Below are 12,311 nucleotides of genomic sequence, written 5' to 3' on the forward strand. Positions count from 1 at the left end.
TATGCCCACCGCGAAATGGAAAGATACTGTGATTGCCCAGGCCAGCAATGCAGAGATTGTGAAGCTCGAAGGCAATATCTATTTTCCAACGAATAGCGTCAATCCTGAGCACTTGCGCGACAGTGACAAGCATACGGTATGCCCATGGAAAGGCACAGCCAGCTATTACGATGTCGTCGTCAACGGTGAAGTCAATGCCGGTGCTGCCTGGTATTACCCGGAACCCAAGGATGCCGCAAAAGAAATTAACGGCTTCATTGCCTTCTGGCGCGGGGTAGAAGTCTTGCCCTGAAAATCAAGTAGCTGATCGCAAAGAGTGTTCCAATTGCCTGGAAAAATACGTCATCTGAGTGAGATCAATAGCTGATATTACACAGGCTATAAGTAATGGTATCAAGACATCAAAACCTGTTTTTGAAAAAAATACGGCAAGAGAAATGATCCACAAATAAAAAGGCAAAACAAAAACATTCAAACGTACTACAAAACTCTTCTCGGGCACAGAAAAAGTGGCTGACAGACCTGTAAAACCAATAAATCTGCTCAAATGAATACTCAATTCTTTTTCATGCGTTTTTTTTAGTTTATTTACGCTAGGAATTTTTTGGGCGCGCTCCATCATTTGCTCGGCTGAAATGTCAGCAGGCAACACTAATCGACGCTTAAATAAAAGCAAGCCACCCCGCAGAAATTTCGGCGTCCAAAAAAATAAAATAATAGTCAAACCAAGCAAAACAAATGTGCTCAAGGACACTATTGCCTCAGGCTCCAAATTCATATATTTCTCTCCGATATTCTATCTAGCAATAAAAAAAGCAAGAATACCAGATCAATTTACTTTGTATAGCTTCAGGGAAAAGCCGGTATATGCGGTTCCACCCCGCCATAACGGAAACCGGGATGTTTGCTGGCCATCATCTCTTCTGTCTGTTTTACTTTGCTCAGCGGTACATCAACGATGAGCAACACTTGCCCATCTTCAATTTCGTTTTCAAAAGCTTTCAGACGGGAATTAGGTATGGCAGCAGCAGCCATGCCGGATACCCAGGAACCAAATATGGCACCACCAACAGCAGCTACCAGCAAGGCGATGGTGCGCATTTCCAGACCTTCGGGTGGGAAAATCAACAACAGGCTACCTGCCAATAAACCAGTGGCAGCACCAACCACCATACCCAGTTCCATGCCATGAACGAGATCGGTTTTCTGTAGAAAATTGGCTTCCGGCATATCATTTGGCAAACTGTCTTTTGCCAGGAAATGGATATATCTTTCCTCTATGCGTGCCAGCAATAACTCATCGAGCATGGCTCTGGCAGCGGGAATAGTGGGAAGCATGAAATAAAGACGACGGCGCATAATGGCCTCCTGTAAAGAATCTCAGGAGGCAGCGTTAAAATTGTCGATACAAGGCAAGAGCAGGATGCTGAGCCTCCTGCTTAGTTATAGCAAAGATGGGCGAAAGGTCAAAGCCTTTCATCTACTCCTCTCACAAAACTCAAGCCAGACGTTTGGCCGCCAGCGCATTGCCAGCACGGCTGACAGCCTTGCGCCCCAGATGTGCAGAAATGAATTGCCCTGCATCCACCACGGCATTCAAGTCTATGCCGGTTTGTATACCCAGACCCTGCATGAGGAAGAGTACATCTTCAGTCGATACATTGCCGGTTGCACCTTTGGCATACGGGCAACCACCCAGACCAGCAACGGATGAATGGAAGATGGAAATGCCGACTTCGAGGCTGGCATAGATATTCGCCAATGCCTGGCCATAAGTGTCGTGGAAGTGACCGGACAAGGCATGGATGGGGAAGTCCTGCGCCACCCGCTGCATGACAGTCTGAACCTGCCTCGCAGTACCCACGCCTATGGTGTCGGCGATATCGATCTCATCGCAACCGAGCTCACGCAAACGCTGCACTACATCAGAGACACTATCAACAGCGACTTCACCCTGGTAAGGACAACCGAAAGCGCAAGAGATACTGCCGCGCAAGCGTATCTTATTTTCTTTTGCCGCTTCGGCCACTTCGCGGAAACGCTCTATTGATTCTGCAATCGAGCAATTGATGTTTTTTTGTGCAAAGGCTTCCGAGGCTGAACTGAAAATCACCACTTCATCGGCACCTGCTGCCAGTGCCGCTTCAAAACCCTTCATATTCGGTGTCAACACCGAATAGATGACACCAGGCTTGCGCGTAATACCTGCCATGACTTCTGCCGAGGTCGCCATTTGCGGCACCCATTTGGGTGACACAAAAGAGGCTGCTTCGATATTCACGAAGCCAGCCGCTGTCAGGCGGTTCACCAGCTCTATCTTGACGTCGGCGGGTATGCTTTCTTTTTCATTTTGCAAGCCATCACGCGGGCCTACTTCAACGATTTTGACTTGCTTGGGCAATGATGCATTCATCTTGTTTTTCCTTGGGGCACCAGTAAAGGCAGGCGATTACATCATTTTACCCCCAAGCTGGCTAAAGCCTGAACCTCCCCCGTATTTCTACTTGTGCCAAAGAGCAACTCAAGCCACATGCAATACCGCAACACCCAACTTATCGAAATATGGGTCCAGCCTGTTCGCCAGTTGCGGCAAGTTATAGCTGGGCACTTGTGGATACAAATGATGTTCAAGATGATAAGAAAGATTGAACAGCAAGGCCGGTATGATCTTGCCACGCAAGCTCCTGGCTTGTCCCAGTATGCTGCTGTCAGGTTTAAAGTGGGGCAACCAGGCCGTGGTGATCGGATACAGGCAAGAGCCTGTGTACATGAATACGCAATAAGTCAGCGGCGCAGCAGTCCAGGGCAAAACAAGCATGGCAATCACAATACCCAGGATGGCAACGCACAGTTCGGCCAGCATCCAGCGCTTTTGTACTGGATTTTTGGCAAGCCGGTAGGCATGCATCCAATGACGGGCTATATAAGTAGGCCCGGCTTTCAACGCGCCCAGCAAGCTCAGGTGTGCAGGGCTGCCTTCAAAATCATCATGCTCCAGGCAATGGCTATGGTGATGCAAATGCGCCTGGCGGAAGGCGTGGCCGCTTTCCAGCAGCAAGATACTCATGCCAAACAAGATCCATTCTGTACTACGTGGCTTGAAACCGGCAACACCATGCAATACATCATGGGTAAAAGTCACCGACACCAGGAAGTGCAAGACAAAAACCAGTGGCAGCAAGAGATAATACTGCATGGAGAAAACTGTGGCATAGACAGCCAGCGTCAGCAGTGGCAACACTGGCCAGATCAGGCGCTGTAATTTACTGGCATTCAACAAATCCAGACCCAGGCTGCTCAGATTAGGCAAACCTGCCTGGCGGCGGTTGAGCGTGCTTATGGCAGTATGTTTGCGGGATATGACTGCATTATTACAGCGGGCAACAGGAAATACTGCATCAGTCAGGGTAGCACTATGGCTCATGTTCATACTCCTGATCAGGCGCGCAGCAAGTTGGCGATGAAAAAGAACAAGTAGATGCACACGACCAGGCCTGCATCCAGGTACTTGATACCCCAGCGCTGAAAAGCAAAAGCGATGGCTCTGTACAAATGCTGTATGAAAGAAACCGGTATTCTTAGCGATGGGTAAAACAAGAGCAGTGCCAGCCATCTGACGCCAGGAATGAACAGCAATGGCAACACAGAGATAGCCTGGGCCATGCGGTAGCCAGTCAACAGGAATTCATTGCGCGGGCTTAAGAAATGCCAACGGAAACCCAGCACATGCATGGAAAACGTAAATTTTTGCCGCTTGACTTTAGGCAAGCCAAACAAGATCAGTGACAAAATCCCATGTGCGAGCAAGAGTCCAAAGTCCACCAGCAAGGCGTAAGCAAGGTTCGCCCGTATAAAAAATTGCAGCACAGGCGTGATGACCATGGCCCAGGCCAGGATGCGATTGAACCGGACCCAGTTGGCTCTGGTCAGCAAAGTGAAATGGGGGAAGCTTGATGTAGTTGAGTTCATGATTTTTCCTGCTGCGCTTGATTGGTTCCGGCTTTTTTTGGGTGGCAGGTATGAAAACTGCCTATCCTCTTATTCGCAAGCCGCGTGCCAGTCAGTAGTTTTTATAAGCCCTTGTTTCTTAAGGAAATTCACTTTATGCCTCAGCAAAACTGTAAGCTTGCTATATAGTTGACTGAAATTTACTATCAAGATTGTTGACAGCTTATTGACCACTTATTGACAGTTACCTGCCATGAATGCCTACGGACTTTATTTTTTCTCGCTCGCCTTGCAAGGCATCATCAGCCCCTTGCTGGCTATCTGGCTGTGGGTAAAGGCAGGGCAACAGCCGGGCATGAAGGCACTGGCGCTGTTTTGCGTGGGCATAGGCCTGTGGGCAACAGGGCAACTGGCCATCAATCTGGGTGATGCCAGGACTAGTGAACTGGGCAAGATGCTGGTCAATACCGGCCCGGTGAATGCGGTGTTCTTCCTGCATTTTGTATTGCGGTTTCTGGGTCGTTTGCGACCAGCGCGCATCATCGCCTGGTATGCGATTGCCTTGCTGGTGGTGCTGGGTATTACCATCTTTGATATGGGCAGCCTCTTGCCCTGGCTGGAATTCCAGCGCTATTACGTGTTTCCAGCCTGGGGCTGGATACCTGGCATCTTTGTCAGTGGGCTGAGTACCTGGGCCTACCTGCTCTTGCTGATGGCATGGCCTGCCGCAGCACCAAAGAAGCGCGGGCAAATCCTGGCGGTTTGCCTGGCCGGGGTCTGGGGGTCTGCTTCTACGCTGATGTTCTTGAACGCCTCGTTTGGCATACACATCTTCCCGTACAGCGTGATCCTGCTGCCGTTCTATGCGGTCTTGCTGGTACTGGGTATCTTGCGTTATGACATGATGGCAGTGAACCTGTGGGCCAACCGTTTTCTGGCCTGGCTGGCCCTGAGTGTGCTGACCGTGGCCATTGCGGGTCTGGTGCTGAGCCTGGTGGCGCAAACCGGCTTTAGCCCGCTGGCGGCCTTGCCGCTGTGGCAGTTATGGCTACTGGGGACAGGCATGCTGCTCATCATGCTGATACTGGAAAGACCCATGCGCGGCTTCATGGAAAAACTGATCTTCCCCGGCGCGCATCTGGAGGCAGCAGTCTTGAGCAACTGGCGCTTGCAACTGGAAGCGGCGGCGAGCTGGCAAGAACTTGAGGCGGTCGCCTCTGCACTGCTGGAAACCCACTTGCGCCAACCCATGCCTGTCTTGCTATTCCGAGATGGCGAACCCGGCAGCACTGCTGAGCACCCCTGCGTCATCTGTTACCGGCAGCAAGCACAGGCTACCCATGCAGAATGGCATTACGAATTGCGTCACTGGGAAGGAGCGACCCCCAGTGTGCAAAGAGTGGGGGCAGTATTTGGTGCCCTGCTGGCAGCAGCAGCCGGACGCCTTGATCAGTTGCTGCGTTATGCCGACCAGGAAAAGCAACGTCTGCAACAGGCACATCTGACGGAACTAGGTGGGCTGGCTGCCACCGTCGCCCATGAATTGCGCAACCCCCTGAACATCATCAGCATGGCTGCCATCTCTTGCCCGGCAGAAGTGCGCAATGACATACGTGAGCAGATAGAAAGAGCAGATCACCTGATACAGGATTTGCTCAGTTATTCCGGTGAAGTAAGGCTGAATTGCCAGCCTGTGGATATCGCAGAACTGATTGATAACATGGTGGCGCAGCTACGCCCCACTGCCATGGCAAATGGCGTACAGATCACCAGCGAAATTGAGACACATTTACAGGGCCTTATAGACCGCATGCGCACTGAGCAAATCCTCAATAATCTGCTCAACAATGCACTTGCGATGTTGCGCGGCAGAGCAGATGCCCGCATCCACATAGAAGCGGCGACAGACAAGCAAATGCTGAGGCTGCGCATCTGCGATAACGGTCCCGGCATACCAGCGGAGCAAAAAGCCGACTTGTTCCAGGCTTTCAAGAGCCGCCGCCCCGGTGGTACAGGCCTGGGTCTTGCTATTGTGCGCAGGCTGGTTGAAGCCCATGGCGGCAGCGTTACTCTGATCAATTATCCAGGCTGGAATTGCTGTTTTGAATTTTATCTCCCCAAATCACCATGACACCATGAGCATGCAAACTATTTTACTGGTCGATGATGAACCAGCCTTTCAACGCCTGTGTGGCAACTGGTTGGCCAGCCTGGGTTATATCGTCAAGGTTGCGGCCACGGCGGAGCAGGTGCATGCCTTGCTGGCTGAGAACAGCTTTGACCTGGTCTTGCTGGACCTGGCCTTGCCACCTACTTTCACGCCTGATGAAGGCCTGGCACTGCTACCCGCGTTTGCGCCTGTACCCGTGGTCGTCATGACTGGCCATGCAGACCGTGAACTGGCGCTGCGTGCTATCAGTCTTGGAGCCTGGGACTTCTTACCCAAGCCACTTGATCCAGACATCTTGCGCGTGGTGGTTGACCGCGCCCTCAACAAAAGCCGCCTGGAACGAGAACTGGCAGTATGGCGCGCCCGCGCCCTGCCGGACGACAATAGCATGGGCCTGATAGGCATCAGTGCCGAGCTGGCGGAATTGCGCTCTTTGATACGCCGCATTGCGCCTACCGATGTTCCAGTCATGATTACCGGCCCCAGCGGTACCGGTAAAGAACTGGTGGCACGCGCCCTGCATGCTCAGGGCAAGCGGGCAGGCAAAGCATTTATTGCCGTGCATTGTGGCGCCATCCCCGCAGAATTATTCGAGAGTGAATTATTTGGTCATTGCAAAGGCAGCTTCACGGGGGCAAACCGTGACCGCAAAGGCCTGATCGCCGCTGCCGATGGCGGCACACTATTCCTCGATGAGGTAGGTGAAATGCCATTGCCCATGCAGGTCAAATTGCTGCGCTTCTTGCAGTCTGGCAGTTTCTTCCCTATAGGTGCACGCGCAGAATTACGTGTCGATGTGCGCATAGTCGCAGCCACGAATCGTGATCTGGCAGTCATGGTCGAAGAAAAAAGTTTCAGGGATGATTTGTATTACCGCCTCAAGGGTATACAAATGCGCACCCTGGCACTGGCAGACAGGGCAGAAGACATTGCCCTGATAGCACAAGCTATTGCAGCCAGATCAACACCACCAAAACGCCTGACGGCTGCGGCACAGGAGTGGCTGGTATCCCACGCCTGGCCCGGCAATGTCAGGGAATTGCAGCATTGCCTGCAAACTGCAATGGCACTGGCGGGTGAGATGAATGAGATCGTGGTGGATGATCTGGCACTGGCTTGCGGTGAAGTTGCAAGCGATGCGCCTGTGGTCGATACCGGTTTATTGGAAGAACAGGTAGCTGCACTGGAAAAACGCCTCATTGTCAGCGCATTGAATGAGAATCAGCATAACCATACGCATGCAGCAAAACAGTTGGGCATATCCCGCGTAGGTTTGCTGAACAAAATGCGCAGGTATGGACTGCGTTAATGGATTGCGGCAAACAGACGACTCAAATCCAGTACAGGTATACTTTGCCCCTGTTGTTCAAAACAGGAAATCGCCATGTCTCCCCAACCCGGTTCATCGAGGGTGCTGGCCTGCTTATCATCCACCAGCACGCGCACTGGCGGTGCCGCTAAGTGTATTGCACCCAGGCCCGCAGTATTGCTGACAGCATCATGAAATGCCACCAGCGCCAGGATATTGCCTGTGCAAGCCTTGCCACCCAGACGCACAGGTAATTGCATGACGGGCACGGCGCGTTTTTGCCAGAAAATCACTTCCCGCATATATGCTGGTGCAAGTGGTACCTCAAAGCTGTCTTGTGCATCCATGATCTGTATCAGCTCACGCTGGCCTATGGCGACTTGCCTGCCATCGCCGACATCCAGTAACCAGGCATTTGCACTAGACATGTTCAGGCCTCTCTATTGCGTTGACATTAGCTGAAGTGATTTGTGCAAAGCCACCATACTGCAATAAATGCCTGGCATCGCTAAGACAGGCGAGACCTTTTTCAAAGGGCATGATTGCCTGTATCGGTGAGTTAGCAGCACGCATTGCAACAGGCAAGGCATAATCGGCACCTGACTGCTGATTGAGCACCCTGACATCATCACACAAGAGGCCAAGAAAGCCTTTGCCAGTAGCCAGCATGACACAGGCGCGGCGAGCTGCTGGTATGTTGTCCAGTGTCTGCAATTCACCATTCAGGCTCAATACTGGCCAGCTTTGTCCCAGATAAGCAATCCTGCCAACCGACGGCGCAAGCGCATCCTGACTATCAAGGTCAGCGACGGATTCCACCGCGCAGATATCTCCTTGTGGCAGCATGAGTTGCATGCCATCTATACACAGCAACAGGCGGTTACGTACTTCTGTTGTCATACCCGGCATCATTGCTCCCATGATCAGGCTCCTGTCAGACGGTTGATATGCTCCAGCAAGGCATCTTCGCTGAAGGGTTTGACCAGGTAAGCATCCACCCCGGCGGCATCACCCTGTTGCCTGTGTTTTTGGGTGGAACGAGAGGTGATCATGATGATGGGGATACGCTTGTCGAGTTTGCGGGCGCGTACATGGCTGGTCAACTCCAGACCATTCATGCGCGGCATTTCCATATCTACCAAAATCACATCAGGTATTATTTCATCGAGGATGGCAACCGCATCCAGGCCATCAATGGCGGTACGCACTTCATAACCGGCATCGCGCATGATTTGCGCGGTGGCGCGGCGAGCTGACAATGAATCATCCACCACCAGCGCCGTACGCACGTGTGCAAGCTGATGATCACTTTGCGCAGGTATGCCAGCATAGGCATCGTCGACATTAATGTACTGCTGGGTAGACGCACGCAATAATTCGGGCAAATCGATAACTGGTGCAACACTACCATCACCCAGAATAACCGCACCTATGGTGCCCTGGATTCTTGGTACATAGCGACCAAATTTCTTGACCACGACTTCACGGCCATCGACCAGTTCCTGCACTTGTATTGCACAGGTCGCCCCGGTATCGGTACTGACCAGCAAGACCGGGTAGCCGTAGCTGCGTGCTTCTTTGCGATGGTCCTGCATACCCAGCAACTGATCGAGTTTCAGCAATTTATGGACAGCATCGCCAACGCGGTAGACAGGCTGATCAGCCAGCGTATCAATTTGTGCATCGGTGATGTAATGGATATCAATGATACGGCGGCTGGATATAGCCATCATATGGCCTGCCACACGCGCCATCAGGGTATGTTCGGACAAGAGACTGGCGGGCAGGCGCAATTCCACCACCAGGCCCTGACCTGCGACTGAGCGCAGATTCAACGAACCTTTCATTTCCAGTATGCGTGCATGCACCATGTCCATGCCTATGCCGCGGCCAGAAGTCTGGGTGCTGCTATCCCTGGTAGAAAAACCTGGTACCAGTATCAACCTGGCCAATTCTTCCTCAGACAAGATACGCTCGGCACTGATCATTTTGCGTTTCAAGGCAGTACGACGTATGGCAGCGTAATCAAGACCAGCGCCATCATCCTTGCAACGCACGACGATGGAATTACCTTCACGGGTAAAGCTCAGTTCTATCAGCCCATCTGCTGGTTTGTTCGCAGCTAGCCTGCTGACTGGAGTTTCTATACCGTGGTCAACTGCATTGCGCAAAATATGCATCAAGGGATCAGTCAGATCATTGAGCATATTGCTATCGATATTGGTATTTGCACCGAGTATATTCAGGTTCACCTGTTTGTCTAGCAAACGACAAGTCTGACGTACACTGCGCTGCAGGCGCGAGACTATAGTGGTCACCGGAACCAGGCGTGTGCGTATTACAGCGTGCTGGTTTTCCATTTGCAGACGGCGCTGCACTTCCAGTAATTCCGCCAGGCCATGTAATTGTTCGTCTATGTGATTGGACATTTCAAAAGCATCGGTGCGTGCTTCCACCAATTGTGCCGTAATGGTATGCAGCTCGCTATAGCGTTCAAACTCCAGTGGATCAAAATCGCCATCGGTAGTACTGATACTGGCTTTTTTCTGTGGACTGCTCATGCCGCGCACATCGACCAGGGTTTCAAGATCGGCGATGAGTTTCTGGAACATGACATCGTGTTTTTGTATGGCCTTCGATTGTTTCTGCGTTTGTTTCAATTGCTCCTGGATTTGCGCATTCGAGATGACATTCTCACCGGCCAGGCGCAGCAATTCATCGACCACTTTCGCAGGTACGCGCAACATCGGTTCCGCAGCATGTGAACCTGGCTCAACCAGATCGAGTACCACGCTCGCAGGCTGTGCTGCTGACGTTGCAGAAGTTACTGCCGCTGACTGACCTGATGGTACGGGCCCATTGCGCACGACAAATTCACCACTATTCATATAGCGGACATAGTCACAGACCTGCTGCAAGACCTGTTGTGACTGTGCTGGGGCAACACCGCCATCGACTACGGCCTCACTCATGGCTTCCAGGCAATCCCCTGCTTCGGTCAAGAGTTCTGCCAGTGCCTGGTCGGGCAGGCTTTGTTTATTGCTCAGGGCAATCAGCAAATCTTCCAGATGATGGGTCAGGTTGGCGATACCGGCTATGCCCACGGTATTGGCAGCACCTTTCAGCGTATGTGCTGCGCGCTTGGCCTGTTCTACATCCTGCATGCTGCCAGAGCCGCTGGAAAATTTTTCTATGGCACTGGTAAAGCTGCCTACCTGTATCGGTAATTCCTGCAAGAGACCGTCAAATAATTCGGTATTTAAATCATCAGGTAATTGTATGGACACGTCACTCTGCGTGATCGCAACGGCGATCTCATCCTCATCATGATGGTCTTCTATCAGCTTGATATTGATCAGTTCAGAAAACAGGGATTCATTACCGTCCATGACTGCTGCCTGTGACCAGCAAGGGTCCATCAGCAGGGACAATAATTCCAGAGCGGCGATTTCTTCTTCAGGCGCATTCAGGTAAGTATTCAATCTGGCTGGTAGTTCACCCAGCAGGCTGGCCTGCTGTTCATCCAGCGCCTGGGTTTGTGCCGCCACTACACCAGCAAAGAGTGACAAGAATTTATGCAGCGCAATCAGGCCTATGGATTCGGAAGTAGTAGCGATGCGCAGCAAGGCTTCGACATAGTTTTGCAACGCAAGACTGCGCTGCTCTTCATCATTACCCGCTGCCACGACTGCTGCCAGGTCTTCCGCCAGCATATCGCCCATGAGGTTGAATTCTTTGGCGAACAAGGCCAGCATGTCGCTGCTGATTTCTTGCGCGGCTATGCTGGATTCCTGAGCGGCTTGATGACTTTGATCGCTTGATTGAAGCTCAGTGTAATGTGCGCCGTTGACGGGCTCTTGCCGGTTCCATGCAGGGTCATACACAACGTCCAGCAAGCTCGCCACAACTTCAGGGTTGTCTGCATCGGCTATGCTGTCCATCAACATCAGCGGGAAGCGCTGTAATGCACCCAGCTCGGTTTCAGCTAGCACATCTTCGCTTGCTGATCGCAGGCAAAGCACATCAGCAAAGGCATGACAGGCATCAGCCACTGCATGCATATTGAGCTGTGTTGCACAACTGGAGAAAACCAATAACTGCGTCGCATAAGATTGCAGGGTCGCCGCGTCAGTTACACCACCCTCACCGAAATGTTCATCCGCAGCCAGCGTCATGATCAGGGCATCGAGAGCTTCATGTAATGCTGAAGTTGCCTGCACATCTACGATCTGAGGCATTTCTTCCTGCATGGCTTCTGACAGGCTTTGTTCATCTTCAGCCTGCACATCGACCTGATACTCTGCTTCATCCTCGATTGCCGCTGAAGTGACAGGTACCAGAAACAGCTGCGGCGGTTCTTCCACCTCAGCTACCGGTGTCAAAGGATCAGTATTGAGCAGTTGCCGCAATTCTCCTGAATCACTATGACTCAAGGGCATGGGCCAGCTGGCTGTCGATAGATGGTCGATCAGGGTTTCTATGTTTTTATCACCGTGATTCAGTGCATGGCTGGCCAGCAAATCAGGCCATTCACTGAGCAGATGATATTCTTCATCACTGAGGCGGCGGTTCTGGTTATACAGACTGATGAGATTGCGTTCTATCAGCGCGCACACCCAGTGCAGGCCAGGCATGTCAGCAGCACTGGCTGCCGCACGTATGCGACGCAATTGCTCGATGTAGCAAGCCAGTGCGCGGGTGACTATGGCAACATCCGTAGAATGGGTAGCATCGGCTTCCAGCGCATTGAATACCTCATCCAGGGCACCGAGGACGATATGACTAAAATCTGTAGCATGGTTTTCTAGCTGTTCCATACTGCCTCAGATGGGTAAGTTGGAAAGAGAGAAACCTGCGCAAAGCCTTGCGCAGGTTTTGAGTGGT

General features: G+C 51.9%; 11 protein-coding genes. 3 read left to right on the plus strand and 8 right to left on the minus strand.

All coding sequences use genetic code 11. The features are described from left to right. Position 1: 1 nt before the first annotated feature. A complete protein-coding gene (locus ACO0LD_RS21325) occupies positions 2 to 292 on the plus strand; it encodes a DUF427 domain-containing protein (RefSeq protein ID WP_423010189.1) in 291 nt (96 codons plus the stop codon). A gap of 3 nt (positions 293 to 295) precedes the next feature. On the opposite strand, the gene ACO0LD_RS21330 is transcribed toward ACO0LD_RS21325, so the two are convergent. From ACO0LD_RS21330 to ACO0LD_RS21350, 5 genes are all read right to left on the minus strand, one after another. Further along, positions 296 to 778, minus strand: a complete 483-nt coding sequence (locus ACO0LD_RS21330; RefSeq protein WP_423010190.1) for a hypothetical protein — start codon at positions 776 to 778, stop codon at positions 296 to 298. Between the two features lie 71 nt (positions 779 to 849). Beyond that, the gene (locus ACO0LD_RS21335; RefSeq protein ID WP_423010191.1) at positions 850 to 1,359 is read right to left on the minus strand and encodes a DUF1269 domain-containing protein; all 510 of its coding nucleotides are present in this window, start codon (positions 1,357 to 1,359) and stop codon (positions 850 to 852) included. 139 nt (positions 1,360 to 1,498) lie between these two features. Continuing rightward, on the minus strand, positions 1,499 to 2,413 hold the full coding sequence (locus ACO0LD_RS21340) for a hydroxymethylglutaryl-CoA lyase (protein ID WP_423010192.1): 915 nt from the start codon (positions 2,411 to 2,413) through the stop codon (positions 1,499 to 1,501). 108 nt (positions 2,414 to 2,521) lie between these two features. Then, a complete protein-coding gene (locus tag ACO0LD_RS21345) occupies positions 2,522 to 3,424 on the minus strand; it encodes a fatty acid desaturase family protein (RefSeq protein ID WP_423010193.1) in 903 nt (300 codons plus the stop codon). A gap of 14 nt (positions 3,425 to 3,438) precedes the next feature. Continuing rightward, positions 3,439 to 3,969: a hypothetical protein gene (locus tag ACO0LD_RS21350; RefSeq protein WP_423010194.1), complete on the minus strand. Its 531-nt coding sequence runs from the start codon at positions 3,967 to 3,969 to the stop codon at positions 3,439 to 3,441. 232 nt (positions 3,970 to 4,201) lie between these two features. Between ACO0LD_RS21350 and ACO0LD_RS21355 the strand changes: the two genes are divergently transcribed. Both ACO0LD_RS21355 and ACO0LD_RS21360 read left to right on the plus strand, forming a co-directional pair. After that, complete coding sequence (locus tag ACO0LD_RS21355) at positions 4,202 to 6,079, plus strand: ATP-binding protein (RefSeq protein ID WP_423010195.1); 1,878 nt, start codon at positions 4,202 to 4,204, stop codon at positions 6,077 to 6,079. Positions 6,080 to 6,089: 10 nt separating this feature from the next. Continuing rightward, positions 6,090 to 7,427 carry a sigma-54-dependent transcriptional regulator gene (locus ACO0LD_RS21360; protein ID WP_423010196.1) on the plus strand — a complete coding sequence of 446 codons (1,338 nt, stop codon included), beginning with the start codon at positions 6,090 to 6,092 and terminating at the stop codon, positions 7,425 to 7,427. Here the strand turns inward: ACO0LD_RS21360 and ACO0LD_RS21365 are convergent. The 3 genes from ACO0LD_RS21365 to ACO0LD_RS21375 are packed head-to-tail and all read right to left on the minus strand — an operon-like array spanning position 7,424 to position 12,244. Further along, a complete protein-coding gene (locus ACO0LD_RS21365; protein WP_423010197.1) occupies positions 7,424 to 7,855 on the minus strand; it encodes a hypothetical protein in 432 nt (143 codons plus the stop codon). The two genes, ACO0LD_RS21360 and ACO0LD_RS21365, sit on opposite strands and share 4 nt — an antisense overlap. Beyond that, on the minus strand, positions 7,848 to 8,348 hold the full coding sequence (locus ACO0LD_RS21370) for a hypothetical protein (protein ID WP_423010198.1): 501 nt from the start codon (positions 8,346 to 8,348) through the stop codon (positions 7,848 to 7,850). The genes ACO0LD_RS21365 and ACO0LD_RS21370 overlap by 8 nt, the downstream gene beginning before the upstream one ends. Before the next feature lie 2 nt (positions 8,349 to 8,350). Beyond that, a complete protein-coding gene (locus ACO0LD_RS21375; RefSeq protein WP_423010199.1) occupies positions 8,351 to 12,244 on the minus strand; it encodes a hybrid sensor histidine kinase/response regulator in 3,894 nt (1,297 codons plus the stop codon). Positions 12,245 to 12,311: the final 67 nt, after the last annotated feature.

Origin of the sequence: Undibacterium sp. Ji83W (assembly GCF_049340385.1) — a bacterium.
Classification (GTDB): domain Bacteria; phylum Pseudomonadota; class Gammaproteobacteria; order Burkholderiales; family Burkholderiaceae_D; genus Undibacterium.

Coding starts and splice junctions, on each gene's coding strand:
- ACO0LD_RS21335 (WP_423010191.1), bottom strand. CDS start 1,359: ATGCGCCGTCGTCTTTATTTCATGCTTCCCACTATTCCCGCTGCCAGA.
- ACO0LD_RS21360 (WP_423010196.1), top strand. CDS start 6,090: ATGCAAACTATTTTACTGGTCGATGATGAACCAGCCTTTCAACGCCTG.
- ACO0LD_RS21345 (WP_423010193.1), bottom strand. CDS start 3,424: ATGAGCCATAGTGCTACCCTGACTGATGCAGTATTTCCTGTTGCCCGC.
- ACO0LD_RS21350 (WP_423010194.1), bottom strand. CDS start 3,969: ATGAACTCAACTACATCAAGCTTCCCCCATTTCACTTTGCTGACCAGA.
- ACO0LD_RS21330 (WP_423010190.1), bottom strand. CDS start 778: ATGAATTTGGAGCCTGAGGCAATAGTGTCCTTGAGCACATTTGTTTTG.
- ACO0LD_RS21355 (WP_423010195.1), top strand. CDS start 4,202: ATGAATGCCTACGGACTTTATTTTTTCTCGCTCGCCTTGCAAGGCATC.
- ACO0LD_RS21340 (WP_423010192.1), bottom strand. CDS start 2,413: ATGAATGCATCATTGCCCAAGCAAGTCAAAATCGTTGAAGTAGGCCCG.
- ACO0LD_RS21375 (WP_423010199.1), bottom strand. CDS start 12,244: ATGGAACAGCTAGAAAACCATGCTACAGATTTTAGTCATATCGTCCTC.
- ACO0LD_RS21365 (WP_423010197.1), bottom strand. CDS start 7,855: ATGTCTAGTGCAAATGCCTGGTTACTGGATGTCGGCGATGGCAGGCAA.
- ACO0LD_RS21325 (WP_423010189.1), top strand. CDS start 2: ATGCCCACCGCGAAATGGAAAGATACTGTGATTGCCCAGGCCAGCAAT.
- ACO0LD_RS21370 (WP_423010198.1), bottom strand. CDS start 8,348: ATGGGAGCAATGATGCCGGGTATGACAACAGAAGTACGTAACCGCCTG.